This window comes from Duganella sp. FT27W, from assembly GCF_009295655.1.
In the GTDB taxonomy this organism is placed as follows: domain Bacteria; phylum Pseudomonadota; class Gammaproteobacteria; order Burkholderiales; family Burkholderiaceae_D; genus Rugamonas; species Rugamonas zoogloeoides.
On record NZ_WHIV01000001.1, the window covers coordinates 559853 to 584901 of the forward strand.

Here is a 25049-nt window from a genome sequence, read left to right on the forward strand (position 1 = left end):
AAATGAAGAGCAGATTGTTTTCGACGCACGTGGTCGGTGCGGCGTTGCGTGACTTGTCGATAGCCTTCGTCCAGCAGGGGCCGGAGCGTGACGGCCTGGCGTTTGCCAGCTTGCGCCATGTGCAGGCGGCCGGCATCTATTTTGTCGAGGGTGCGACCGAGCTGGCCGGCGCCATCCGGGAGTCGCTGGTGATCTGCCGTGCGGCCGAGGGTGTCGATGGCTCGAACACATTGATTGTCGTGGCTGAGCCGCAACTGGCGTTTTACAAGCTGATGCGGCACTTTTATGCGGCGCCGCCGGCGATCGTTTCCGATATTCACCCCACTGCCGTCATCGACCCGCGCGCCGTCATCGGCGCGGGCGTGACCATCGGCCCCTACAGCGTGATCGGCGACTGCATCGTCAAGCAGGGCACCCGCATCGGGCCGCACGTGGTGGTCGAGGACGGTTCCACCATCGAGGAAGAGTGCGAAATCGCCTCGCACACCACCATTGGCGCTGCCGGTGTGGCCTGGATCTGGGACCCTGAAACGCGCGAACGCATCGTGCAGCCGCAAATCGGCGGCTGCATCATCGAGGCACGGTGTTTCATCGGCACCAACGTGACCGTGGTGCGTGGTTCGGTCAACGAGGCCACCATCATCGGCGAAGGCACGCTGCTGGCCCACGGCACCAAGATAGGCCACGGCTGCAACGTCGGCAAGCAAAACCACTTTGCCAATTCGGTCAGCCTGGCTGGCAATGTCACGACCGGCGATCGGTGCTTCTTCGGTTCGGGCTGTATTGTGCGGCCGATGATAAGGCTGACCATGGATACCATCGTTGGCGCCGGGGCCGTGGTGGTCAATGATGTCGATGTACCTCACAGCTTGCTGGTGGGGGTGCCCGCGGTGGTCAAGCCGCGGGACAAATCACGGCACAATGGCGTGCCTAAAAACTTGTCTTAATAGGAGACTGAACATGAACAAGATCAGCGAGACAGCGATCATCCCCGCCAGCGTCAAGATCGGCAGCTTCGTCATCATCGAAGAAAACGTCGAGCTGGCCGAGGGCTGCACCATCGGCGACTATGTCCTGATTCAACGCGGCGCCAGGGTTGGTGCCCATACCCAGGTCGGCACGTTTTCGAAGATCGGCGAAAACGCCGTGGTGGGCGAACATTGCTCGATGACCGCCTACTGCGAGGTGCGCAGCAATTGCGTGCTCGGCAACCGCGTGACCATGGGCAGCCGTTGCACCCTGTCGGCCGGCACCATCGTCGAAGACGACGTGATCATGAAATATTCGTTCGTCACCACCGATACGCCTGTGCTCAGCAATAATAACCAGAAGCTCACCGGCAAATTGCTCAGCGGTTCGCGCTTTGGCGCCAACGTGGTGATCATGCCGGGCGTGACCGTCGGTCGCAATTCGGAAATCGGCGCCAACTCGCAGGTACGCGTGAGCGTGCCCGACAACGAGGTCTGGTTCGGCATTCCGGCCAAGTTCTATCGCAAGACCGTCAGCGAATAAGAGCAGGTAAGGCCCATGGCCTGACGCGGCAGTTGCGTTTCAGGCCGCGTCGGGTTGCGGCTCGACCGGCTGCGACAGCTGCATGGCGATCTCCGCCATGGCTTTGAACAGCGGCGTGGTCAGCTGCGCCGTGTCGGCCGGGGTGGGGGCGATATGCGCCAGGCCCGGCGCCAGTTCGCGCCGCAGGTGGCAGCGCACGACGGTCAGGCCGCACTGGTTGATCACGTTGGCCAGCGACGGCAATATCTCGCGCATATGGCGGTTGACCGACGTGTGGGCGGCGCCAACTTCCATCAGCACCCGGTTGCCGGCCATTGGTTCGAGCTGGAGTGTCACCCGTCCCAGGCCGGACAACATCAATTCCAGCCGCAAGGCCATGCGCGCACGCTTGCGCGCCGACCGACGTGGCTCCTCCTCGTCGAACATCACCACTTTTAACACCAGCCGCTCTGCACCCCAGGCGAACACGGCGAAACGCCATGGTTCGGTCTGCGTGATCAGCGGCGGGCCGGCGCGGCCTTCGCGCACGGCGGAAGGGTTGTGGTCGGCCATGAACAGGCTGGCCGGCAGGTGCTGGCCCTTGGCCTGCTCCAGCCAGGCGGCGCGCTGCTCGCCATAGGTGCGCACCATGATTTGCCAGGAGGCGGCCATCATTGCCGCATCGGGCGGATGCCAGGTGAGTTGGCGCGACATGAACAGCTGGTTGGGGCGCATGGCAGGCGGCTCGACCGCGTCGGCCAGCTCGGCCAGGGCGTCGGCGGCGGCTTGCAGCGCCGGGTTGGGCGCGGCCGGTGTTTCAGGGGCGTCGGCCACGGGCCCGAGCGGGACCGCATTGACGCCTGGCAGCGTGGGCAGGTTCGGCAGGGGCGGCGGCAGTGGGCCGACCGGGTAGCGACTGACGGAATCGAGCGGTCCGCGCAGCACCGGGCCCGGCAGCTTTTGCCGGTCGGGAATGCTGGCGGGGCGCGCGGCGGCGCCGAGTCGGTCGACCATCTGGATCGCTCTTTACGTAAGTGGTGAAAAAAAAGCCAACCGGATGACCGGTTGGCTCCTGTACGACCGGTGCCCAGGCGCACCGTATCGTTGCAAAAATTACTGCAGCAGGGACATGACCAGCGACGACATGCTGTTGCTTTGCTTCAGCATCGCGGTACCAGCTTGCAGCAACATCTGGTTCGAGGTCATCGAAGCCGATTCGGTCGCGAAGTCGGTGTCCATGATACGGCCCGAAGCCGATTCAGTGTTGGTCGAAATGTTCGACAGGTTGCTGTTGATGTGGTCCAGGCGGTTGATGGTCGCGCCCAGTGCCGAGTTGACAACGCCGACTTTGTCGATGGCGTCGGCCAGCAGCTTGATGGTGGCGTTGGCTGCGGACGTCAGTTCGGTAGAAGCAGCACTGGTGGCGCTGGTGTAGTTGGCGGATGCCGAGCCGAGGGCGCTGGTCAGCTCAGTCATGGCGCTGGCCACGGTGACGGTCATCGTTTCCGACTGCGAGGCGCCGATCTGGAAGGTCATCGAGCCGGCCAGGGTACCGCCGGCCAGCAGGGTGGTGCCGCCGAAGGTGGTGTTGTTCATGACGTTGGACAGTTCTTTGCCGAGTGCGTCGAACTCGGACTGCATGGCTTCCTTGTCCTTGGTGCTCGACGACACGTCAGCAGCCTGGGTGGCCAAGTCTTTCATGCGGACCAGCATGTTGGTGACCTGGTTGAAGGCGCCCGACGCGGTTTGCAGCATCGAGGTGGCGTTCTGGGTGTTTTTCATGGCCATGGCCATACCGCTGGTCTGAGCCTTCAGACGGGTGGCGATCTGCAGGCCAGCCGCATCGTCCGATGCAGTGTTGATGCGGTAGCCGGTGCTCAGGCGCGTCATCGACGTCGACAAGTTGCTCTGGGTTTTGGCGATGGCGTTCTGTGCGGACAGGGCAGCGTTGTTGGTGTGAAGGCTCAGCATTTTGTTACTCCTGGGTTGGATGATGTCAGTTTAGAGCACCGTTTTCTCTTGCTCTCCACTACACAAGGCGACAAGGCCGGGCCGCTTATTAAATGCTTCGCAGAAATTTTTTGAATATTTTTTCAGAATTTGCGATTCAAGCTGCAGCCGCGATGCAAATCCGCATGATCTGGACCACGGTCCTGATCATTTCGGCGTCCATGGTCTGCCCGGTTGGCAAAACGATCACGCGCGCTGCCACCACGCCCGTGTGCGGCAAGACCAGGCCCGCGTGCGGGAACAGGCTGCGGTAAGGCTCCATGTTGTGGCAGCCGGGCCAGAAATAGCGGCGCGCCATGACGTTGTCGGCCTGCAGCGCCTCGATCAGCTGGTCGCGCGTGGCAGCACAGTCCGGGCCCACCTCGACCACGACGTACTGGTAGTTGTGGCGCTCGCCCGTGTCCATCGACAGCAGGCGCAGACCGGGCACGCTGCGCAGCGCCTCGCGGTAGGTGTCGTAGTTGCGCCGGTTGGCAGCGATCACGTCGTCGAGCGACTTGAGGTTGACCAGGCCCATGGCGGCATTGATTTCCACCATCTTGCCGTTGGTGCCGGGATGGATCACGCGATCGAAGCCAGCAAAGCCGAAGTTGCGCATCAGGCGCATGGTCTGGGCCAGTTCGTCGTCATTGGTGACCACGGCGCCGCCCTCGAAAGTATTGAAGAACTTGGTGGCATGGAAGCTGAGCACTTCGCAGGCACCGAAGTTGCCGATCATCCGGCCCTGGTGCATGCAAGAAAACGCATGGGCGGCGTCGAACATCAGTTTCAGGCCGTGTTCGTCCGCGATATTCTGCAGTTCGCGCACCGGCGCCGCGCGGCCCCACAGGTGCACGCCGATGATGCCGCTGGTGCGCGGGGTGATCATGCTGCGCACGGCATCAGGCGACAATTGGTGGGTCACCGGATCGATATCGGCAAATACCGGGGTGACCGATTGCCATTGCAACGCGTGGGCGGTGGCCACGAAGGTATAGGAGGGCACGATGACTTCGCCGTCCATGCCCAGCGCGCGGATGGCGATTTCCAGCGCGATGGTGCCATTGCACATGGCAACACAATGCTTGACACCCAGATGAGCCTCGATCTCGCGCTCGAACTGCTGCACCAGCGGACCGTTGTTGCTAAGCCAGCGGCGGTCGAAAATATCGTTGGCGTATTGCATGAACGCGGCGCGGTCGCCCATGTTGGGGCGGCCGACGTGGAGCGGTTCGTCGAACGCCGGCGCGGCGCCGTTGACGGCAAGGTCCTGTGCGGTCTGGATGACTTTCATACTGAGGCATCCTCATCCTGCGGCAGGATGTCTTCCAGAGCGATGCGGAACGGGCCCGGCGCAATGTTCGCGCACCAGCGCTGCCACATGATGCGGAACGCACGTTCGAGGCCGGCACCAGCAACTGCCGGCTGGCCCACCACCGAGGCATTGTAGCGGTCACGCAACGTAATTCGCAACGCCGCGAGCTGCGGGATATTGCGAGAGAGAAATTCCGCTCGATCAACATACTGGCTGGCTTCTTCCGTCACAAATGCGTCCAGGCCCAGGTGATTAAGGTAGGTGGCGCTGCCATGGCTGGCCATGGTCGGGCCGGACAGGGTGAGCGTGGGCACACCCATCCACGCGGCATGCAGCAGCGTGGTGGCGCCCGTGTAAGGGAAAGGATTGAGGCAGACATCCACTTCTCGGTGCAGCAGCAGGTACTCCTTCATCGTGCCGCGTGGCCGCGGATCGAGGCGCTCGCGGGCTATGCCTTCGGCCGCGAACCAGGCCAGCACGGTGTCGGTGGCGCGGCCCTGGCCCAGTCCGCCGAGTAGCAGGCGGGCGTCCGGTACGGCGCGCAGCACGCGTGCCCACAGGTTGATCACCTCGCGGCTCAGCTTGTTTGCGCGGCTGAAGGTGCCAAAAGTCAGGTAGCCGTTGGCAAGCGCCGGCAGCGGGTGGATGGGCGGCGCGTACGATACTGGCAAGAATGGCGCAACCAGCGGCATGCGCACCAGATGCTCGGTGAAATAGCGTTCGTAACGCCCTTCTGGCGTATGCATGCTGTCGGTCAGGAAGTAGTCGACACCGAGCAGGCCGGTGGTGCCTGCGTAACCGAGCCAGCTGGCCTGGATTGGCGCTGGCTTGTGGGTGAACAGTCCGAGCCGGTTGGCTGCCGAGTGGCCGGCCAGGTCTACCAGGATGTCGATGCCCTGACTGCGCACCAGGCTTGCTGCAGCAGCATCATTGAGCTCGGTGATATTGTGCCAGTGCGCAAACAAGGGGCGCAGGCGAGAGTGTGCCGCGTCTTCCAGGCGCTTGTTGTAAAACGCATGCAGTTCGAGACTCGGTTCGCGCGAGAGCAGGATTGCTACCGGCTCGAAAAAGTTGGTCAGCGCGTGATTGTTGAAATCCCCCGAAACGAAGCCCACACGGATCTTGCGATCGGGATCTGCGAGGTTGTCATGACCGCTCCATGCACCGCGTCGCGGCGCTTCGTAACGATCGGCAAAGCTGCAATGTTCTTCAAACAGGCGTTCGGGGTCGGTACAGATATGGCTGAGCAAGAACAGCAGGTTGCTGTAAAGCGAAGCCTCGTCCGGCAGCTTTTCTATGGCCTGCCTGCAAGCCTTTTCGGCATCTTCAATGCGGCCCTCTTCGACCAGCATGGGTACCATGCTGGTAAGCGTTTGCGGATGACCAGGTTCAATCTCAAGTGCACGCTCAAAACTGAGCATGGCATCGTCGTCGCGCCCCAATGTTCGATAGCTTCGACCCAGCTCGGAATGCAGAGTTACATCATCGGGCGCAAACGCCAGTCCCTCCAGGCACTGCTCTATAGCTTCTGCATGGCGCTCCAGTTGCTTCAATGCCATCACCAGACTGCGTCGAGCAGCCTGGAACTGCGGGCGTTGCACCAGCGCCTGGCGGGCATGGCTCTCGGCAGCCGCGAAATCGCGCAAGTTGTAATACAGGGCGCCGACGTTGGCGTGCGCTAGCGCCAGGTCCGGCTCCAGTTCCAGCGCGCGCTGGTAGGCGGCCATCGATTCGTCGTGGCGGCCCAGTCGGTGCAGCGCAACGCCCATATTGGCGTAGCCATGGGCGGCGTCGGGTTGCAAACGCAATCCTTGTTCGTAGTGCGCCAGGGCGGCTTCGCAGTCGCCGCTTTCCTGCAGAGCAATGGCCTTGCTGAGCCACGCCTCTGCGTGTTCGGGATCGACGGCACGGACCCGGTCATAGCTGCGCAGCGCGCCCTCGTAATCCTGCAAGCCCTGCTGAGCGGAGGCCATCACGAAATACGTGAGGATGTCGTCCGGATCGAGCGCCAGCGCCCGTTCGCAGGCAGCCAGGCTGTCGGCGTAGGCGGCGCGCTGGCACAGCAGGTCGCCCAAGCCACGGTGCAAGCTGGCATCGTCCTCCTGCACCGCCAGCGCCAGGCGGTACTGCTGCTCGGCCTCGTCATTGCGGTGTTGCGCATGTAACAATAGCGCCAGGTTGCCGTGCAGGGCGTTCAGGCCCGGATCGAGCGCCACTGCACGTAATTGTGCATCAATCGCACCGTCGAGCTCACGCATGCCCTGCAAGGTCGTGCCCAGGTTGGCCCAGGCTTCGCCGTCGTCAGGCAGCAGGTCAATGACCTGGCGGTACAACGGCAAAGCCTCGTCGTAGCGCTGCATTGCGCGCAGCGTATCCGCCAGATAGGTCAGCAGTTGCGGGTCTTGCGGCGCCAGCGCCAAGGCAGCGCGGTAGCTGGCAACAGCCTCCCCGTGTTGGCCCGCATCGCGCAGGCTGTTGCCGAGATTGAAATGAGCAGCCAGGTTACCCGGGTCGGCACCAAGGGCGCGGCGGTAGCTTTGCTGCGCCTCGGTGTGGCGGCCCAGCGCATCGAGCGCCGAACCGAGGTTGCAATGGGCGGTGGCGTACTGAGGCGCCAGTTCGATTGCACGCAGATACAAAGGCAGCGACGCTTGCGGGTCGCCGGCATTTTGCAAGGCATCGCCCAGGTGGGTGTGAGCCTCGGCGTCGTGCGGCGCCAGCACGATCAGGCGCTGCAGGGCGTCGGTCGGATTCTTGCCTTGCAGTTGCAGAGCTGTGCCCAGCACGCTCCAGCCAAAGGTCGATTGCGGGTGACGCGCCAGCAGCGCTTGCGTGGCTTGTTCCATGTCGGCGTGGCGGCCGGCGTTGTAGAGGTCGATAATGATTTGCCGGGCGGCGTCGTTCGGTTCTACCGGCAGGGCGGCGCTGGCCTGCGCCACCAGTTGTTCGATGGTGGGGCTTTGATAACCGCGCGACTGCACGTGGTCAACGATATCGAGCGCTTCGCCCGGCTCGCCCGTTTGCACCAGGCCGCGCGCGAGCGATAACCAGAACTCACCCTCGTCGGGCGCTAGTTGCACCGCGCGGCGCAGCTCGTTTACCGCTTGCGCATGCCGTCCCAGCCGTCCCAGCAGCAGGCCGCGATTGTGCAGCACCAGCGCATGGTCGGGCGCGCTGGCGAGGATGGCGTCATAGTCTTTCAGCGCCTCCTCGAGCCGGCCGGCCTGGTGGTGGGCGATCGCCTGCGCCAGCAGGGCGTCCGGCGTAGAGGTGGAATCGTATGCATCCATGGGCGAAGAACGTTAATTTTATGATGACCAATTGTAACGCCTATTCTTTGCCCCAGGATAGAGTATTTCCCGAAAGAATTACGGGGCGTCCTTGGACGCCCCGTAGAGTGTTGTAAGCAGTGATTGCGTTACATATTCGGGTAATTCGGCCCGCCGCCGCCTTCCGGCGTCACCCACACGATGTTCTGGGTAGGGTCCTTGATATCGCAGGTTTTACAGTGCACGCAGTTCTGGGCATTGATCTGCAGGCGGTCGGCCCCGGCGTCGGTCTTGACGAACTCGTACACGCCGGCCGGACAGTAACGCGCTTCCGGGCCCGCGTACTGGGCCAGATTCACATCGACCGGTACGCTCGGGTTTTTCAGCGTCAGGTGGATCGGCTGGTCTTCGGCGTGGTTGGTGTTGGAGATGAACACCGACGACAGGCGGTCGAACGTCAGCTTGCCATCCGGTTTCGGGTACACGATCGGAGTGAACTGCGACGCCGGTTTCAGGCATTCGTGGTCTGCGTGCGAGTGGTGCAGGGTCCACGGCGCCTTGCCGCGGAATACGATCTGGTCGATGCCGGTCATCAGCGCGCCGATATATAAACCCTTGTTGAGCCATGGCTTGACGTTGCGTGCCACGTGCAGTTCCTCGTGCAGCCACGATTGCTCGAAGGCCGTGGAGAAGGTGGCCAGTTCGTCGTGCTGGCGGCCGGCGCCCAGCGCGGCCACGGCAGCTTCAGCGGCCAGCATGCCGGACTTGATGGCGGCATGGCTGCCCTTGATGCGGCTCATGTTGAGGAAGCCGGCGTCGCAGCCGATCAGCGCGCCACCGGCAAACACCAGCTTGGGCAGCGATTGCAGGCCGCCGGCCGTGATCGCGCGTGCGCCGTACGACACACGCTTGCCGCCTTCGAGGAACTGGCGGATTTCCGGGTGGGTTTTGTAGCGCTGGAATTCTTCGTACGGCGACAGGTACGGGTTTTCGTAGTTGAGGCCGACCACGTAGCCGACCATCACCTGGTTGTTTTCCATGTGGTACAGGAACGAGCCGCCGTAGGTTTTGCTGTCGAGCGGCCAGCCGGTGGTGTGGATCACCAGGCCGGGCTGGTGCTTGGCGGGATCGATTTCCCACAGTTCCTTGATGCCGATGCCGTACGACTGCGGGTCCTTGCCCTTGCTCAGATCGTACTTGGCGATCAGCTGCTTGCCCAGGTGGCCGCGCGAGCCTTCCGCGAACAGCGTGTACTTGCCGTGCAGCTCCATGCCAAGCTGGAAGTCGGGGCCGGCTTCGCCGTCGCGCTTGACACCCATGTTGCCGGTGGCCACACCCTTGACCGAGCCGTCGTCGTTGTACAGGATTTCGGCGGCCGGGAAGCCGGGGAAGATTTCCACGCCCAGGCTTTCGGCCTGTTCGCCCAGCCAGCGCACCACGTTGCCGAGCGAGATCACATAATTGCCGTGGTTCTCGAAACAGGCGGGCAGGGCGAAGTTGGGCGTCTGGTACGACTTGGTTTCGGTGAGGAACAGCACGCGGTCTTCGGTGACGGCGGTGTTGAGCGGCGCGCCTTTCTCTTTCCAGTCGGGGATCAGCTCGGTGAGCGCGCGCGGGTCCATGACGGCGCCCGACAGGATGTGCGCACCGAGTTCGCCGCCTTTTTCCAGCACGACCACCGAGGTGTCGGGCGAGAGTTGCTTGATCTTGATTGCCGCCGACAAGCCTGCCGGACCGCCGCCGACGATGACGACGTCGTACTCCATCGCCTCGCGTGGACCGTACTGTTCGATGAGATTCTGGGGCTGTGTCATATTTTTATAGTGTCTTGTAGTGATGGGGAAAATTTTAGCACGAGTGTGCTTCTTTTTCGGCCCGATTGCAATGGTGGCGCTATTCTGAGGGACATTATTAGACATCGCAATCTAATCTGGCATTTTGTGTAATGATTGCGATCAGACAGTGCGAGCAGAAAAGCGCTGTGGATTTCGTGATCGTCATACAGAGGAGCTGCCGTGGGCATAGAAGTCAATTTTGAGGGAAAAATCGCGTTGGTGACCGGCGCCTCGAGCGGCCTCGGCGCCAGGTTTGCCAAGGTGTTGGCCCAGGCCGGCGCGCAGGTGGTACTCGCTTCGCGCAGCACCGAGCGCCTGAAAGAGTTGCGTGCCGAGATAGAAGCCGACGGTGGTGCCGCCCACGTGGTGAGCCTCGATGTGACCGACTACGCCAGCATCAAGTCGGCCATCGCCCATGCCGAAACCGAGGCCGGCCCGATCGATATCCTGGTCAACAATTCTGGCGTTTCCACTACCCAGCGCCTGGTGGATGTGACGCCGGACGATTACGACTTCGTGATGGACACCAATTTGCGCGGCGCCTTTTTTGTAGCGCAGCAAACTGCCAAGCGCATGATCGCGCGCGCCAAGGGCGACCCCACCAAGAAACACCGCATCATCAATATCGCCTCGGTAGCCGGCCTGCGCGTGATGCCGCAGATCGGCGTGTACTGCACCAGCAAGGCCGGCGTGGTGCAGATGACCAAGGCGATGGCGGTGGAGTGGGGCAAATACGGCATCAATACCAATGCCATTTGTCCCGGTTACATTTCCACCGAGATCAACGAAGCATATTTCGCCAGCGAACAGGGCCAGCGCCTGATCGACTTGCTGCCACGCAAACGGCCGGGCAAGCCGGAGGATCTTGATGGCTTGTTGTTGCTGTTGGCGGGAGAAGATGCCAATTTTATTAACGGCGCTATTATCTCCGCAGACGATGGAATGACGGCAATGTAGCGCCCGCTAAAACCGGCGCCAGCTTCGTTGCCGCTCCTTGCCAAGCTAACGCACTGTCTTCGTCGCGGCGCCTCGCTGGCACCGGTTTTAGCGAGCGCTATCGGCTATTTGCTATTAAAAGCGCATTCCAACTAATTTGTGGACCAGTTCGGAAGATGTTGCCGCTGAAAACTTGCGCATTAATTTGGCGCGGTGCATTTCGACGGTGCGGGGGCTGAGGTCGATCTGGCGGGCGATGGTTTTGCTGGTTTTGCCTTCCACCAGCAGTGCGGCGATTTCGCGTTCGCGCGGGGTGAGGTCGGCGGTGACCGGGCGTTTTTCGCTGACGTCCTCGAAGGTCCAGATGCCGGCGCCCAGCGGTTCTTCGCCGTGCATCGGATTGCCGGTAACGTGGCACCAGAACAGCTCACCGTCGGCTCGGCGCATGATGCGCTCGTCGGAATAACGGCCCCTGGCCGTCATGATGGGGATGATGCGGTCGCCCGTGCGCAGGAATTCGTCCATGGTCGGATACAGCGCCAGGAAGGACATGCCCTGCAACTGCGCTCGCGTGTAGCCGAACATGGCAGCCAGGGTGTCGTTGGCATTCTGGATCACGCGGTTTTCCGAGATACACATGCCGACCGGCGCTTGCAGGAAGATGGATTCGTAGTCGATAACGGTGGATGGATTCATGGCGTAATGACGGACAGATTAACTGCGATCAATTGGCGGTAGTTCTACGGTATTGTGCTTTTATTTAGGCTATTCTATGCTCAGACTCCGTACAACAAAAAAAGTTTAGTATTGAGTCGTTTTGATTGAGCGAATTGAGATAACAAGGGACAATATGAACAAAATCTACCCCGATGCCGCCAGCGCTCTGGCCGGTGTCGTGCAAGACGGTCAAACCATTGCCGTGGGCGGCTTCGGCCTGTGCGGCATCCCCGAAGCCCTGATCGGGGCGCTGCGCGACTCCGGCGTCACGGGCCTGACCGCCATTTCCAACAACGCCGGCGTGGACGGCTTCGGCCTCGGCCAGTTGCTGGAAACTCGCCAGATCAAGAAAATGATCGCCTCCTACGTGGGCGAAAACAAGGAATTCGCTCGCCAGTACCTGGCCGGCGAACTGGAGCTCGAATTCACGCCGCAAGGCACGCTGGCCGAAAAACTGCGCGCCGGCGGCGCCGGCATCCCGGCCTTCTTCACCAAGACCGGCGTGGGCACCATCGTCGCGGACGGCAAGGAAATCCGCGAGTTCGACGGCGAACAATACGTGATGGAACGCAGCCTGGTGGCCGATGTGGCGCTGGTCAAGGCCTGGAAGGCCGACAAGGCCGGCAACCTGGTGTTCCGCAAAACCGCGCGTAACTTCAACCCGAACGCCGCCATGGCCGGCAAGATCACCATCGTCGAAGTCGAGCAGCTGGTGGAAATCGGCGAAATCGACCCGGACGCCGTGCACCTGCCCAGCATCTTCGTGCACCGCATCGTGGTCAACGCCACGCCGGAAAAACGCATCGAGCAGCGCACGGTCCGCGCCAACCCTGCATCGAACTAATAACGGAGAAAAACATGGCATGGACTCGTGATGAAATGGCCGCGCGCGCGGCCAAGGAACTGCAAGACGGATATTACGTCAACCTCGGCATCGGTTTGCCCACGCTGGTGGCCAACTATGTACCGGAGGGCATGGAGGTATTCCTGCAGTCGGAAAATGGCTTGCTGGGCATCGGCCCGTTCCCCACCGACGATGAAGTCGACGCCGACCTGATCAATGCCGGCAAGCAGACGGTCACCGCGCTGCCCGGCGCAGCGTATTTCAGCTCGGCAGACTCGTTTGGCATGATCCGGGGTGGCAAGATCAACCTGGCCATCCTCGGCGCGATGCAAGTGTCCGAGCGCGGCGACCTGGCCAACTGGATGATTCCAGGCAAAATGGTCAAGGGCATGGGCGGCGCCATGGACCTGGTGGCCGGCGTCAAGCGGGTAGTGGTGCTGATGGAGCACGTGGCCACCGCCAAGGATGGCACCACGTCGCACAAGCTGCTCAAAAAATGCGACCTGCCGCTGACCGGCGTGGGCGTGGTGGACCTGATCGTTACCGACCTCGGCGTGCTGGGAGTCGGCGACACCGGCCTCAAGGTGATCGAACTGGCGCCGGGCGTGACCAGGGACCAGATCGTTGCCGCCACAGGCGTGGAACTGGACCTGACCGCATTGTAAGACCGCTGCAACGTCTTGGCAGTCGCGACGCACGCAAACATGGTCGCGGCTGCCGCTCGACGATCTGGCGCACTGGCTGCGCCACTCTGCAACCTCGGCGCCATCGTGATCGTTAGCTCAGCGGCCAACCTCGCCCTGACTGGCGAGGTAATCGGCCGCTGTTCATGCCAGACTTGCCGGGATGGTAAGTCTCAATGTACCTTTCTTCATCGTCGCTTTCCTGGCGGGCGCTGTACTAATTGCCGTGCGTGGTTGAAGGGCAGGGGCTGAGCTCGAGGACCGTGCGTTGTCATCAAGTTTGAACACGCCCACCACCTTTGCCAATTGTTCCGCCTGTTCTTCAAGCGCGGCCGTGGCCGCAGCTGCCTCTTCCACCAGCGCTGCGTTCTGCTGGGTGACCGCATCCATCTCCGTGACCGCCTGGTTGATCTGCTCGATGCCCGCTACCTGCTCGTGGCCGGCAGCGGTGATTTCGCTGATGATGTCGGTGACGCGCTCGATGCTGCTGACCACTTGGACCATGGTGCTGCCGGCGTTCGACACGAGGTCGTTACCGATCTTGACCTTGTCCAGCGAGTCGCCGATCAGGGTTTTGATTTCCTTGGCGGCGGCGGCCGAACGTTGCGCCAGGTTGCGGACTTCGGAAGCTACCACCGCGAAGCCCCGCCCCTGTTCACCAGCGCGGGCAGCTTCGACGGCAGCGTTGAGGGCCAGGATGTTGGTCTGGAAAGCGATGCCATCGATCACGCCGATGATGTCGACTATCATGTTGGATGAGGTATTAATTGCTTCCATCGTCACCACCACGTCGGCCACGACGGTGCCGCCCTTGCGCGCGATCTCCGTGGCCGATTGGGCCAGCTGATTGGCCTGCCGAACGTTGTCGCCGTTCTGCTTGACGGTCGAGGTCAGTTCTTCCATGGACGATGCAGTTTCCTCCAGCGCGCTGGCTTGCTGCTCGGTGCGCGACGACAGATCCAGATTGCCCTTGGCGATCTCGGTGCTGGCCGTGGCGATTTCGTCGGTACCAGTGCGCACCTGTCTGACGATATCCTGCAGGTTGCCGCTCATTTTCTTCAGTGCTTGCAGCAGTTGACCGATTTCATCGGTGCGGGTGGCATCGATTTGCTGGCTCAGATCGCCTGCAGCCACCGCTTCGGCCAGCATGACGGCGCGGTTCACCGGGCGGGTGATCGAGCGTGCCGTCAGTATGCCGATGATAACCGCCGTGACGCAGGCGAAGACTGCCAGCGTCGTCATCAGGACGATGGCGGACTTGCTACTTGCTTCTGCCAGGTTCCCATCCTGCCGCATACGCTCTTGCTGGAAGTCGGACATGGTTGCCAGCGCGGCGAAGAATTCGTTCTGCGGCGGACGCAATTCCTTCAGCAGATAGGTACCTGCAGCCGCCATCTTCCCTTCCTTAACAAGTTGGACAGTAACATTGCGCTTTGCGGCGTAATTTGCGCGCTTGTCCGTCACGGCCTTGAACAGCTCGCGTCCCTTGGCGGTATTGATCATGCTGTCCAGTTTCTGTCCATAGACATCGTTTTTTTTGACCGACTCCGCAATCTTGTCCAGGAACTCTGTGACAGTGGCCTTGTCGTCGCCAGCGATAATGGCGTTGCGCAGATAACGCGCCTGCACGTTCACCTCGAACTGCATTGAGTGCGCCAGCATTACCTTGACGTAGCGATCATCAAGGATCTGCGTAATGGTTTCGTTGTTGGTGTTAAGTCGGCTAATAGCCAATACAGTCAGCGAGATCAGCAGTACCAGCAGTATGCCGAAGCCCAGCGCGAGGCGGGTGCCCAGTTTCCAGTTTGACGGTTTCATACCATTCCCTTTTTCCGGTTTAGATGGAACATCGAAATTGACTCGGCAGGGGCGGGGCAGAGCAAGGCAAGAATTTATTTCCTGTGGGTAATACCATATCGTTATGGTCACCATGTTGCTATTGGACTTTGGTCCTACGCGCTCGAGCTGCGGCAGGCGCCTACGCTGCGGCGGTAGCGCGCGTCAGTTCAGGCGTGACCATGGCTGGCGCCCACCACCACGCCGTGGTTGTTGATGTCGGTGGCGTAACTGACCTGGCCGCCCAGGGTGCCGAGATCGACCGGGCCGTGCACGCCGTCGCTGCGAAAGGCGTGGAAAGTGCCATCGGCCGTATCGGCAAATCCCACGACATGGCCGGCGTCGTTGATGGCCGCGCCGTGGCTGCTGCATCCGCCCAAGGTGCCGAGGTCGCGCATGGCGAATGCATTCCCGGCGCGGGCTGCTGGTGCGACGAAAGCGCGCCAGTAGCCGTCGGCGTTTTGCGCGGTGCCGACCACGTCCCCGGCGTTATTGATGCCGCCCGCGTAGCTGTCGCTGCCGCCCAGCGTGCCCAGTTCGACCATGTCCTTGCGATACAGTACCGCGCGGCGCACGCCGTGTTCATTCTCGATGGTGCCGGCCACCTGGCCGCTGCTGTTGATGGCGACGGCAAAGCTGGCGTCGGTTTTGCTGGTAGGAAGTGTTACAGGGGTAAGGGCCGGCATGCTGTCTCCTTGGTCTTTGAATGACGGGAGCAGCGCAAGAGGCATGCCATGGCGGTGTCAGGGGCCGGGCGGGCCCAGATGTCCGGAAACGGACAGCAGTGCTGTTCATTTCCGGATAAAAAAACCCCGCACATCGCTGTGCGGGGTTTTTTCGCGACACTACCGGTGATCAGTGTGCTGGTACGGGTACCACCGCAGGTGGCAGGTCGTTCTTGACCAGGGTCGAACCAGGGTTGTTCAGCTCAGCATGCATGGTTTCCATGTTCAGCTCTTTTTCCCATTTCGAGACAACTACCGCTGCCACGCCGTTGCCGACGAAGTTGGTCAGTGCACGGCATTCGCTCATGAAGCGGTCGATACCGAGGATCAGCGCCATGCCGGCCACTGGAATCGTTGGTACCACGGCCAGGGTGGCGGCCAGGGTGATGAAGCCGGCGCCGGTGATGCCGGAAGCGCCTTTCGAGGTCAGCATGGCAACGCCGAGGATGGTCAGCTCTTGCATCAGGGTCAGCTCGGTGTTGGTTGCCTGGGCAACGAACAGGGCGGCCATGGTCATGTAGATGTTGGTGCCGTCCAGGTTGAACGAGTAGCCGGTTGGTACCACCAGGCCCACGACTGGCTTGGAGCAGCCCAGGCGTTCGAGCTTGGTCATCAGCGAAGGCAGCGCGCTTTCCGACGAACTGGTACCGAGGACGATCAGCAGTTCTTCCTTGATGTAGCGGACGAATTTGAAGATCGAGAAGCCGGTGTAGCGGGCGATCAGACCCAGCACAACGAACACGAACAGGCCGCAAGTCAGGTAGAACGAACCCATCAGTTTAGCCAGCGGGATCAGCGAAGCCAGGCCGTATTTACCGATGGTGAAGGCCATCGCGCCGAAGGCACCGATGGGAGCGACCTTCATGATGATGTTGACGACACCGAAGATCACGTGCGACAGCTCGTCGATCAGCTTGGTGATCGGACGGCCACGCTCGCCCAGCAGCGACAGCGAGAAGCCGAACAGGATGGCGATCAGCAGCACTTGCAGAATGTCACCCTTGGCGAACGCATCCACGAAAGTCTTCGGGATGATGTTCATGATGAAGTCGGTGGTGGTCAAGCCTTCGGCGTGCGTGTATTGCTCGATCGACTTGGCGTCCAGGTGGGCTGGATCGGCGTTGAAGCCGGCGCCTGGTTTCAGAACGTTGGCAACGACCAGGCCGATGGCCAGGGCGAAGGTGGAGACCACTTCGAAGTACAGCAGCGCTTTGCCGCCGACGCGACCGATTTTTTTCACGTCCTGCATGCCGGCGATACCGGACACGACAGTACAGAAAATCACGGGGGCGATGATCATCTTGATCAGTTTGATGAAGCCGTCGCCGAGCGGTTTCATGGCGACGGCATCTTTGGGCAGGTAAATGCCAAGCAGGATGCCGCACGCAATAGCGAACAGTACCTGGATGTACAGTACCTTATAGAATGGTTTTTTCACGGGGTCTCCTCGCGTTCAGTTGAGGAGGTCATCATCCGTGAAAATAACAGTTATCACTATTGTGGAAAACCGCAGGTGTTGCAGTTCCATCCGTTTTAGTGATAACCCGGTAAGCCGCCGCTTATGAGAAGGGCGTAGATATTACTGCGCGACCCAGCCGCCATCCATATTCCACGCCGCGCCGCGTACCTGGCGGGCCGCGTCGCTGGCCAGGAACACCGCCAGCGCACCGAGTTCTTCCGGCGTGACGAACTCGCCCGATGGTTGTTTATCCGACAGCAGTGCCTTTTTGGCTTCGTCGTTGCTGATGCCGTCCTTGGCGGCGCGGTCGTCCACCTGCTTCTGGACCAGCGGCGTGAGCACGAAGCCCGGGCAGATGGCGTTGACGGTGACGCCGGTGCTGGCGGTTTCCAGTGCGCCCACCTTGGTCAGGCCCAGCAAGCCGTGCTTGGCTGCCACGTACGCCGACTTGCCGGCCGAACCGACCAGGCCGTGGGTGGAGGCGAGGTTGATGATGCGGCCCCAGTTTTTCTTGCGCATGCCAGGCAGCACCAGGCGCGACGTGTGGAAGGCCGAGCTCAGGTTGATGGCGATGATGGCGTCCCATTTCTCGATCGGGAAATCTTCGATATTGGCGACGAACTGGATGCCGGCGTTGTTGACCAGGATATCGACGCCGCCCAGCTTGTCGTCGGCAAAGGTGATCATCGCTGCGATGTCGGCCGGCTTGGACATGTCGGCGTTGTGATACAGCACCTGCACACCGAACTCCTTGGCCAGGTCCGCTTGCAGGCGATCGATCTCGGCGGCGTCGCCAAAGCCGTTCAGTATCACGTTGGCGCCTTCGGCCGCGAAGCTGCGCGCGATGCCGAGGCCGATGCCCGATGTTGAGCCTGTTACCAGTGCCGTTTTGCCGGTTAAACTTTTGTTCGTCATGGTGTCCTCTGGAGGGTTGGAGATAGAAGGCGTGCTGCGCTACACTGCGTTAGGATTTAAGCACATCGCCCGGTAAAATGTCATTAGAACCAACTTAAAAAATGATCAAGGAAACCGCATGACCGACGCCACCTCGAACTTTGTCACCTGCGTGTCACCTGCCGGCCTGCACCGGATGGCGTACAAGGAGTGGGGCGACCGCGACAATCCGCGTGTACTCATCTGCGTCCACGGCGTCACACGCGTCGGCGACGACTTCGACCACCTGGCGCGCGCCTTGTGCGATGAGTACCGCGTGATCTGTCCCGACGTGGTCGGCCGTGGCCGCTCCGGCCGCTTGCAGAACCCGCAGTTCTACCGCATCCCCCAGTATGTCAGCGATATGGTGACCTTGCTCGCGCGTGTGACCAATGGCAGGGAAGATCAGGCGGTGGACTGGTTCGGCACGTCGATGGGCGGCTTGATCGGCCTGGGCCTGGCGTCATTGCCGGGCAACCCGATCCGCAAGCTGGTGCTCAACGATATCGGCCCGGTGCTCGAGCCGGTGGCGCTGCAGCGCATCGGCGATTACATCGGCCAGGATTTGCGGTTCAACTCTTTCGATGAAGGCGCGCAGTTCATCCGCGATGTCTCTGCCTCGTTCGGCCCGCATACCGAGCAGGAATGGCACAAGCTGGCCACCGACGTGCTGCGCCAGGATGCCGACGGCAAATGGGTGCGCCACTACGATATGGGCCTGGCGCTGCCGTTCCGTTCGGTCACGCCTGAGTCCGCCAAGGCCGACGAGGCCATGCTGTGGGCCGCCTACGACGCGGTGCAGTGCCCGACCTTGCTGGTGCGCGGCGCCAACTCCGACCTGCTCACGCGCGATACCGCGCAGTTGATGACGCAGCGCGGACCCAAAGCCACGCTGGTGGAAATCGCCGACGTGGGCCACGCGCCCACCTTCATCCACGACGACCAGATTGCGATTGCCCGCGCGTTTTTGCTCGGCAAATAAAATACTAATTAAATACTAAGCAAGCAACCACATAATAATAATTTTTAGGAAACCACTATGGAAATTACACGACTGCACGTCGGCCCCCGCCTGTCCGAAGCGGCCATCCACAACAACACCGTCTACCTGGCCGGCCAGGTGCCCGACGACACCAGCCTCGACATCGTCGGTCAAACCCGCGAAGTACTGGCCCATATCGACCGCCTGCTGGCCGAGTGCGGCAGCGACAAGACCTGCATTCTCAGCTGCCAGATCTACCTGGCCGACCTGGCCGATTTCGACGGCATGAACCAGGAGTACGACGCCTGGGTGCCCGGCGCCCACTCGCCGCCGCGCGCCACCGTGCAAGCCAAACTGGCCAATCCCGATTGGCGCATCGAAATCGTCGTCGTTGCCGCCCAGCGCTAGGAGCATCATGGTTTCAACCACCGCGCTGGCTGGCGCCACGTCCGCCACCACCGATCCCTTGTTGTCGGGCCTGTCACCCGACGACAGCATCCGCATGCAGTCCGCGCTCGACTTTGCCGGCGAGGCCTATGCCGGCCGCGTCACCAGCAACGGCCAGGGCGCTCTTGAATTTGCCACCGGCGTGGCCGCCACGCTGGCCTATATGCGCAGCGACGTCGAAACCCGCATCGCCGGCCTGGTGTTCGAGCTGACCTTGCTCGACCCGGCCCAGGCGCCGCTGGTCGAGCCGCGTTTCGGGTCCGAAGTCGGCGACCTGGTGGCTGGCGTGCGCCAGCTGATCCGGCTGCGCGAACTGACGCAAAGCCAGGCCCCGGCCCAGTCTGCCACCGGTGGTCCGGCGCGCGGCCGCAACGCGGCCCAGCAGGCCGTGGCGCAAGTGGAAACGCTGCGCAAGATGCTGCTGGCGATGGCGTCCGACATGCGCGTGGTGCTGGTGCGGCTCGCGTCGTGCGTGACCACCTTGCGCTATTTCGCCGACATCAAGCTGTTCAACGACATGACCTGCGCTTACGGGCGCGAGACGCTGGACCTGTACGCGCCGCTGGCCAACCGGCTCGGCATCTGGCAACTGAAATGGGAGCTGGAAGACCTGTCGTTCCGTTTCATCGAGCCCGATGCGTACAAGCGCATCGCCAAGATGCTCGAAGAAAAGCGCATGATGCGCGAAGGGTTTGTCACCAACGCGATTGCCCGCCTGCAATCAGAGATGGCAGCGGCTGGCATCGAAGCCGAAGTGTTCGGCCGGCCCAAGCACATCTACTCGATCTGGAGCAAGATGAAGGGCAAGGAGCTCGACTTTACCGACCTCTACGATGTGCGCGCGTTCCGCGTGATCGTGGCCGACGTCAAGACCTGCTACACGGTGCTGGGCGTGGTCCACAATATCTGGACCCCGATTCCCAAGGAATTCGACGACTATATTTCGCGGCCCAAACCGAACGGCTACCAGTCGCTGCACACGGTGGTGACGGCCGAAGACGGCCGGCCGCTGGAAGTGCAGATCCGCACCCAGGAAATGCACAGCTTTGCCGAGTACGGCGTGGCCGCGCACTGGCGCTACAAGGAAGGCGGCGCCAACTCGGTCGGCCAGAAGTACGAGGAAAAGATCGCCTGGCTGCGCCAGCTGCTGGCGTGGAAAACCGATGTGGCCGAATCGGTGGTGGGCGAGGAAGACCAGCAGCGCGAATGGGTGGAAAAACTCAAGTCGGCCGCGCTGGACGACCGCATTTTCGTGCTGACGCCGCAGGCGCGCGTGATCGAACTGCCGGTGGGCGCCACCCCGATCGATTTTGCGTACTACCTGCACAGCGATGTTGGCCATCGCTGCCGGGGCGCGCGCGTCGATGGCATCATGGTGCCGTTGAATACGCAGCTGAAAAACGGCCAGACCTGCGAGGTGATCACGGCCAAGGGTGCGCCGGGCACGGCTGGACCGTCGCGCGACTGGCTCAGCGACGAATACACGGTTGCCACCCGTACGCGCTCGAAAATCCGCGCCTGGTTCCACGCGATCGACATGCAGGAAACCCTGTCGCACGGCCGCTCGATGGTGGAAAAAACCTTGCAGCGCGAGGGCAAGACGGCAGTCAACCTGGAGGCCCTGGCCAACAAGCTTGGCTTTGCCAAGGTCGATGACCTGTTCCTGTCGGTGGGCAAGGACGAGTTCAGCCTGCGCCAGATCGAACACGCCTTGCACGACAGCGGCGAACCGGTCGAGCCGGTCGATGAAGTGTTCCTCGGTAAAAGCCGGGCATCGAGCACGGAGCAGGGCGCCAAGTCGGGCGTGCTGGTGGTGGGCACCGAAGGATTGATGACGCAGCTGGCCAAGTGCTGCAAGCCGGCGCCGCCGGACGGCATCGTCGGGTTTGTTACGCGCGGCAAGGGCGTCTCGATCCACCGCGCCACCTGCAAGAATTTTGCCGAAATGCGCGCCAAGGCGCCCGAGCGCGTGATCGTTACCGAGTGGGGCCGCGCCGTTACCGACACGGTCTATCCGGTCGATATTTTCGTGCTGGCCAACGACCGCCAGGGCTTGCTGCGCGATATTTCGGAGGTGTTTTCGCGCGAGAAAATCAACGTCATCGGCGTCAACACCCAAAGTACCAAGGGCTTCGCGCGCATGACCTTTACGGCCGAAATCGGCGCCACGGCCCAGCTGCAAAAAGCCCTGAACGCCATTGCCGAAGTGGCGGGCGTGCAGGAGGCACGGCGCAGTTAACCACGACGCCACACCAGGTTTAGTGGCGGGGGACGTCGGTGGTGGAGCAGTTGTTGCGCGGCCCCCAGGCGGTGTCGTGGGTTACACAGACTGTCAGCCTGTTGTGTGCAGTGCCGTTGTCGACCAGGTTCACCACCGTACCGCCCCCAGCCCAGCCGCATAGTTCGCCATGCGGTATGTTCGTGCACTGACCATCGAGTACGGTGCGCTGCCAGGGTTGGTCGGCCGCTGGCGATGGCTTGGCCAGCGGCGGCGGCAGGCGGTGCAACATGGCGGTCAGCTGCGCATGGTCGCACACCAGCGTCAACCGGTAGCCGGCTTCGCGTAACAGCCGCAGCAAACCTGGTCCTGCCGGCGTGTCCGGCAGGTGGGCAGCGCCCAGCACCATGAACGGCAAGCGCTGGCCGGCGGTCATCTGCGGCAGGCGCGCCAGCCACTCGCGGTTGCGGGCGGCCAGCAGGTAGCGATCGCTGTCGAGCCGGTTCTGTTCGATGGTCGGCGCATCCGCAGCTGCTGCACGGACCGCGCCGTTGCTCGACTTCACCGCCAACGCGATGCGCTGCACCCATAGCCAGTAGTTGGCATCCATCTTGGCAGCCTTTTCCTCCAGTTCACGGCGCTCGATCGCTGCAGCATCTTCAGGCTTGCCCAGTTGATCGAGCGGGGGCGCATGGCCGGCCTGGCGCAGTCGCATCTGCAATGCAGCCCGCGCCAGCGCAGTGCGTTGCGCCGGCGCCAGCGAGCAATACGCGTGGTAGCTGCTGGCCGGCGTATCGACCGACGCAAACGGACGCGGATCGTCCAGCATCAGGCGGGTCGCATAATTGGCGGTTAGCCGGGCAGGCAACTCCGGTGCTGGCTGCGGCTGCCACGGCGGCGTGTTTCGTCCTGTCGAGTTGAAGTAGGCGTCTTCGAATACCAGCTGGAACCGCATGAAGCGGCTGAAGCCGGTCACTGGCGCCGATGGCGGAAACACGCCCCAGTACGAAGTGGGCAGCACTTCGGGCAACGCCGCGTTCAGTGCGGGGTCCACCTGGGCTTCGTCCGGCTGTTCGTCGGGGCAGGCCTGGTAGCGCAGGCTGGACTCGGCCTGGATTGGAGACGAGCGTTCGCTGAGCAACAGGCTGGAGGCGAGGAACGCTGGCGCGATCACGGTCTTGAAATAGCGGTCGTACTGGCTGCGCATGCCCGTATGCGTTTCAGGCAGCAGCAAGATCAGCTGGCCGTTGCGTTCGGCAGCAACCAAGCGCGGCGGCAGCGGCCCGGCACCGGTTGCGTGCGCAGCACCAGCAAAGCACATGGCGCCCAGCGTTAAAATCATCGACAGATTCCGCACAATGCCTCCTCAAGCATGAATGTGGTTTCATCTTACCGTTGAATTCCGGCATTCGTGTATCGAAGTGTAAGGAGCGACAACGTTATTTGATGATGACCTTCAGGGCTTGTTCGGCCGCCTGGCGCTCAACGTCAGGCAGGGGTCTTGTCAGCAGTAGGCGCAGGGTGGGCGCAAGCGGGCGGGCTGTTGCACCGGCCTTGGCGACGAGCTCAAGGTAGAATTGCAAGTGAGTCATGCCGTCGTAGAGCAACACCGTCGATAGCGCGGTCGCGATTTCTGGCTCGCCTTGCCATACATGGAGCAGGGAGCTGAAAACACCATAGGTTTGGCCGCCAGGCAGCTCGCGCTGCAGGCGCCGCAGCAGGGCCGGGACGGCGGCGTTCGACGGTTCGCTGTCACGCGCAACGGCAAACAGCGCATCGCGGCTGCCGGCATCGATGGCTTTTGCCAGCAGCCGGTTGACTTCGGGCCGCTCGGCCGGCGTGGCCACCTCGGCGAACTGGACAGCGGCGGTTTCCAGCAGCACCGGTTGGCGGGCGGCGTGGCGCAACAGCACGCGCAGGCGCTGGTCCTGCGGTATCAGGCGGGTCAAAGCAATCAGGGCGGGGCGCGCCGAGAGCGCTGGCCGGCGGCCGGCGGCGATCAGCGCCGGTACGTATGCCTGGCTGTGCTGCGCATGCTGTCCCAGTACTCGCGCCAGCTGATCGGCGTTGCGGTCCTTGCCATCGATGACCACGCCGGCAATGGCGGGCAACATCGGCTGCCAGAAAGCTTCGACGCGCTGCTGGCGCACGGCGATCGGCAACTCGCGCCGGTTCAGCTCGCGCGCTATCCCGGATGCCACCTGGTCTGCTGCACCGATGCGCTGTTCGTCACCCGATGCAAAATCCTCTGCCAGGAAGCGGCCCAGGTCGTCCGGTGGTTCGCCTGTTTGCGCCACGATACGCGCAACGCTGCGGGCGATGCATGCGCGCGGCGGCGGCTGTTCGCGCTTGACCAGTGCAAACAAGGCCGATGGCGTGGCCAGTGCTTCGGTGGCCAGTTTTCTCCCCCACAAGTGGGTCGGAAAGCCGCACACGACACTGTGGATGCGTTCGGCATCGTCGCTGGCCAGCGCTTCGCGCAACATGCCTGCCGGATCGCAGGCAGCGCCGGCCGCGTTGGCCAGGTCAAGCGTGACCGGTTCGGTGGGTTGCAAATCGTCTTCCACTTCGAGCAGGCCGGCGCGGCCGCGCACTTGCAGCAGCGCCGGTGGCGCTGTGCAGCTAGCATGGACCAGGTCGCGACCGTCGCCGCGCGCGGTCACGCCCAGCTTGCGGCGTTCGCAATACGACGACGCATATTCGATCGCCTCATACGCTGCGCCCGGCGTGCGCGACTGCGATTGGTACATGACGATGCTGCGGTACGGCGCGTAACTGTCGGGCAGTTCGTAGTGAAAATTGCCGACCACGACTGCTTCGATGTCGGAACAGCTTGCGCCGGCCCGCATGGGCAGCATCGTGCGCGCCGGGGCGCCGTCCATCGCCAGGGCAATTGGGCCTGGCGCCAGCGGCGTGGCGTCGATGGTGAACTGCGTGGACGTCCGCATGCCTATGGCGGCCTCACCGGTATAGCGTATGGTGTAGCGCGCACCGGGCTTGAAGCCGCCAGCCGGTCCCACCCGAGCCAGGGACGGATATGCAGCGTCGTTGTCGTCGAAGCGGGGCCAGGTCACCTGCGCCGGCAGCGGTGCGTCGTCGCGATCGGACGTGATGCTGAACGAATCGGGCGCCACCGTGCCCTGGTGTCGGCGCGGGACCAGGAACAACGCGCCACGCGCATTCGACGGCAGGCGCTCCAGGTCCGCATGGATGAAGCCCGAGCGCGGGTGATTGACACAACTGCAGGCCAGCGCCGCCTCACTCCACAGCAGCGCACCGAGCGCCAACAGCGCCATCAGTATTCGCATTGCATACTGGACTGCTGTGGCGTGTCGTGGCATGGCCGCTCCCGGTTGTCGATATGTCTATC

20 protein-coding genes are annotated in these 25049 nt (G+C 62.4%); 8 read left to right on the plus strand and 12 right to left on the minus strand.

What is annotated here, in order from left to right; translation table 11 throughout:
- Nucleotides 1–2: 2 nt before the first annotated feature.
- Together F8197_RS02370 and F8197_RS02375 are read left to right on the plus strand one after the other, a co-directional pair.
- Complete coding sequence (locus F8197_RS02370) at nucleotides 3–947, plus strand: UDP-3-O-(3-hydroxymyristoyl) glucosamine N-acyltransferase (protein ID WP_152879681.1); 945 nt, start codon at nucleotides 3–5, stop codon at nucleotides 945–947.
- Nucleotides 948–960: 13 nt separating this feature from the next.
- On the plus strand, nucleotides 961–1512 hold the full coding sequence (locus tag F8197_RS02375) for a DapH/DapD/GlmU-related protein (protein ID WP_227012022.1): 552 nt from the start codon (nucleotides 961–963) through the stop codon (nucleotides 1510–1512).
- Between the two features lie 39 nt (nucleotides 1513–1551).
- Here the strand turns inward: F8197_RS02375 and F8197_RS02380 are convergent, their stop codons facing one another.
- From F8197_RS02380 to F8197_RS02400, 5 genes are all read right to left on the minus strand, one after another.
- On the minus strand, nucleotides 1552–2505 hold the full coding sequence (locus F8197_RS02380) for a hypothetical protein (RefSeq protein ID WP_152879685.1): 954 nt from the start codon (nucleotides 2503–2505) through the stop codon (nucleotides 1552–1554).
- A gap of 99 nt (nucleotides 2506–2604) precedes the next feature.
- Nucleotides 2605–3462, minus strand: coding sequence for a flagellin (locus F8197_RS02385; protein WP_152879687.1), 858 nt, complete (start codon nucleotides 3460–3462; stop codon nucleotides 2605–2607).
- A 136-nt stretch (nucleotides 3463–3598) separates the two neighbouring features.
- Nucleotides 3599–4774 (minus strand): DegT/DnrJ/EryC1/StrS aminotransferase family protein, encoded by a 1176-nt coding sequence (locus F8197_RS02390; protein WP_152879689.1) that lies wholly within the window; start codon nucleotides 4772–4774, stop codon nucleotides 3599–3601.
- The gene (locus F8197_RS02395) at nucleotides 4771–8085 is read right to left on the minus strand and encodes a tetratricopeptide repeat protein (RefSeq protein WP_152879690.1); all 3315 of its coding nucleotides are present in this window, start codon (nucleotides 8083–8085) and stop codon (nucleotides 4771–4773) included. The genes F8197_RS02390 and F8197_RS02395 overlap by 4 nt, the downstream gene beginning before the upstream one ends.
- Nucleotides 8086–8213: 128 nt before the next feature.
- Nucleotides 8214–9878 carry an electron transfer flavoprotein-ubiquinone oxidoreductase gene (locus F8197_RS02400; RefSeq protein ID WP_193333306.1) on the minus strand — a complete coding sequence of 555 codons (1665 nt, stop codon included), beginning with the start codon at nucleotides 9876–9878 and terminating at the stop codon, nucleotides 8214–8216.
- Nucleotides 9879–10079: 201 nt separating this feature from the next.
- Here F8197_RS02400 and F8197_RS02405 point away from each other — a divergent pair, with 201 nt between their 5' ends.
- A complete protein-coding gene (locus F8197_RS02405) occupies nucleotides 10080–10856 on the plus strand; it encodes an SDR family oxidoreductase (protein WP_056147827.1) in 777 nt (258 codons plus the stop codon).
- Nucleotides 10857–10970: 114 nt separating this feature from the next.
- Here F8197_RS02405 and F8197_RS02410 read toward each other — a convergent pair whose 3' ends face one another.
- A complete protein-coding gene (locus tag F8197_RS02410; protein WP_056147824.1) occupies nucleotides 10971–11531 on the minus strand; it encodes a LuxR C-terminal-related transcriptional regulator in 561 nt (186 codons plus the stop codon).
- Nucleotides 11532–11685: 154 nt separating this feature from the next.
- Between F8197_RS02410 and F8197_RS02415 the strand changes: the two genes are divergently transcribed.
- Both F8197_RS02415 and F8197_RS02420 read left to right on the plus strand, forming a co-directional pair.
- On the plus strand, nucleotides 11686–12396 hold the full coding sequence (locus F8197_RS02415) for a CoA transferase subunit A (protein WP_019919793.1): 711 nt from the start codon (nucleotides 11686–11688) through the stop codon (nucleotides 12394–12396).
- Between the two features lie 14 nt (nucleotides 12397–12410).
- Nucleotides 12411–13061, plus strand: a complete 651-nt coding sequence (locus F8197_RS02420) for a 3-oxoacid CoA-transferase subunit B (RefSeq protein WP_152879692.1) — start codon at nucleotides 12411–12413, stop codon at nucleotides 13059–13061.
- A gap of 162 nt (nucleotides 13062–13223) precedes the next feature.
- Here F8197_RS02420 and F8197_RS29130 read toward each other — a convergent pair whose 3' ends face one another.
- From F8197_RS29130 to F8197_RS02440, 4 genes are all read right to left on the minus strand, one after another.
- Nucleotides 13224–14897 carry a methyl-accepting chemotaxis protein gene (locus F8197_RS29130; RefSeq protein ID WP_152879694.1) on the minus strand — a complete coding sequence of 558 codons (1674 nt, stop codon included), beginning with the start codon at nucleotides 14895–14897 and terminating at the stop codon, nucleotides 13224–13226.
- A 188-nt stretch (nucleotides 14898–15085) separates the two neighbouring features.
- The gene (locus F8197_RS02430; RefSeq protein ID WP_227012023.1) at nucleotides 15086–15601 is read right to left on the minus strand and encodes a hypothetical protein; all 516 of its coding nucleotides are present in this window, start codon (nucleotides 15599–15601) and stop codon (nucleotides 15086–15088) included.
- Nucleotides 15602–15770: 169 nt separating this feature from the next.
- On the minus strand, nucleotides 15771–17078 hold the full coding sequence (locus F8197_RS02435; RefSeq protein ID WP_373996763.1) for a dicarboxylate/amino acid:cation symporter: 1308 nt from the start codon (nucleotides 17076–17078) through the stop codon (nucleotides 15771–15773).
- A gap of 141 nt (nucleotides 17079–17219) precedes the next feature.
- Entirely contained in the window at nucleotides 17220–18014 is a 795-nt protein-coding gene (locus tag F8197_RS02440; protein ID WP_056147809.1) for a 3-hydroxybutyrate dehydrogenase, read from the minus strand.
- Nucleotides 18015–18132: 118 nt separating this feature from the next.
- Between F8197_RS02440 and F8197_RS02445 the strand changes: the two genes are divergently transcribed.
- Genes F8197_RS02445 through F8197_RS02455 form a run of 3 tightly spaced genes read left to right on the plus strand, consistent with a single transcriptional unit; the run spans nucleotide 18133 to nucleotide 21700 of the window.
- The gene (locus F8197_RS02445; RefSeq protein WP_152879696.1) at nucleotides 18133–19014 is read left to right on the plus strand and encodes an alpha/beta fold hydrolase; all 882 of its coding nucleotides are present in this window, start codon (nucleotides 18133–18135) and stop codon (nucleotides 19012–19014) included.
- Between the two features lie 57 nt (nucleotides 19015–19071).
- On the plus strand, nucleotides 19072–19422 hold the full coding sequence (locus F8197_RS02450) for a RidA family protein (protein WP_019919787.1): 351 nt from the start codon (nucleotides 19072–19074) through the stop codon (nucleotides 19420–19422).
- A gap of 7 nt (nucleotides 19423–19429) precedes the next feature.
- On the plus strand, nucleotides 19430–21700 hold the full coding sequence (locus F8197_RS02455; protein WP_056147804.1) for a bifunctional (p)ppGpp synthetase/guanosine-3',5'-bis(diphosphate) 3'-pyrophosphohydrolase: 2271 nt from the start codon (nucleotides 19430–19432) through the stop codon (nucleotides 21698–21700).
- 19 nt (nucleotides 21701–21719) lie between these two features.
- Here the strand turns inward: F8197_RS02455 and F8197_RS02460 are convergent, their stop codons facing one another.
- Both F8197_RS02460 and F8197_RS02465 read right to left on the minus strand, forming a co-directional pair.
- Nucleotides 21720–23021 carry a TraB/GumN family protein gene (locus F8197_RS02460; protein WP_152879698.1) on the minus strand — a complete coding sequence of 434 codons (1302 nt, stop codon included), beginning with the start codon at nucleotides 23019–23021 and terminating at the stop codon, nucleotides 21720–21722.
- A gap of 97 nt (nucleotides 23022–23118) precedes the next feature.
- Entirely contained in the window at nucleotides 23119–25020 is a 1902-nt protein-coding gene (locus F8197_RS02465; protein WP_193333307.1) for a hypothetical protein, read from the minus strand.
- Nucleotides 25021–25049: the final 29 nt, after the last annotated feature.

What these genes read in the sequence shown, in the direction of transcription:
- F8197_RS02370 (WP_152879681.1), top strand. Translation starts at nt 3, where the DNA reads ATGAAGAGCAGATTGTTTTCGACGCACGTGGTCGGTGCGGCGTTGCGT.
- F8197_RS02375 (WP_227012022.1), top strand. Translation starts at nt 961, where the DNA reads ATGAACAAGATCAGCGAGACAGCGATCATCCCCGCCAGCGTCAAGATC.
- F8197_RS02380 (WP_152879685.1), bottom strand. Translation starts at nt 2,505, where the DNA reads ATGGTCGACCGACTCGGCGCCGCCGCGCGCCCCGCCAGCATTCCCGAC.
- F8197_RS02385 (WP_152879687.1), bottom strand. Translation starts at nt 3,462, where the DNA reads ATGCTGAGCCTTCACACCAACAACGCTGCCCTGTCCGCACAGAACGCC.
- F8197_RS02390 (WP_152879689.1), bottom strand. Translation starts at nt 4,774, where the DNA reads ATGAAAGTCATCCAGACCGCACAGGACCTTGCCGTCAACGGCGCCGCG.
- F8197_RS02395 (WP_152879690.1), bottom strand. Translation starts at nt 8,085, where the DNA reads ATGGATGCATACGATTCCACCTCTACGCCGGACGCCCTGCTGGCGCAG.
- F8197_RS02400 (WP_193333306.1), bottom strand. Translation starts at nt 9,878, where the DNA reads ATGACACAGCCCCAGAATCTCATCGAACAGTACGGTCCACGCGAGGCG.
- F8197_RS02410 (WP_056147824.1), bottom strand. Translation starts at nt 11,531, where the DNA reads ATGAATCCATCCACCGTTATCGACTACGAATCCATCTTCCTGCAAGCG.
- F8197_RS02415 (WP_019919793.1), top strand. Translation starts at nt 11,686, where the DNA reads ATGAACAAAATCTACCCCGATGCCGCCAGCGCTCTGGCCGGTGTCGTG.
- F8197_RS02420 (WP_152879692.1), top strand. Translation starts at nt 12,411, where the DNA reads ATGGCATGGACTCGTGATGAAATGGCCGCGCGCGCGGCCAAGGAACTG.
- F8197_RS29130 (WP_152879694.1), bottom strand. Translation starts at nt 14,897, where the DNA reads ATGAAACCGTCAAACTGGAAACTGGGCACCCGCCTCGCGCTGGGCTTC.
- F8197_RS02430 (WP_227012023.1), bottom strand. Translation starts at nt 15,601, where the DNA reads ATGCCGGCCCTTACCCCTGTAACACTTCCTACCAGCAAAACCGACGCC.
- F8197_RS02440 (WP_056147809.1), bottom strand. Translation starts at nt 18,014, where the DNA reads ATGACGAACAAAAGTTTAACCGGCAAAACGGCACTGGTAACAGGCTCA.
- F8197_RS02445 (WP_152879696.1), top strand. Translation starts at nt 18,133, where the DNA reads ATGACCGACGCCACCTCGAACTTTGTCACCTGCGTGTCACCTGCCGGC.
- F8197_RS02450 (WP_019919787.1), top strand. Translation starts at nt 19,072, where the DNA reads ATGGAAATTACACGACTGCACGTCGGCCCCCGCCTGTCCGAAGCGGCC.
- F8197_RS02455 (WP_056147804.1), top strand. Translation starts at nt 19,430, where the DNA reads ATGGTTTCAACCACCGCGCTGGCTGGCGCCACGTCCGCCACCACCGAT.
- F8197_RS02460 (WP_152879698.1), bottom strand. Translation starts at nt 23,021, where the DNA reads ATGATTTTAACGCTGGGCGCCATGTGCTTTGCTGGTGCTGCGCACGCA.
- F8197_RS02465 (WP_193333307.1), bottom strand. Translation starts at nt 25,020, where the DNA reads ATGCCACGACACGCCACAGCAGTCCAGTATGCAATGCGAATACTGATG.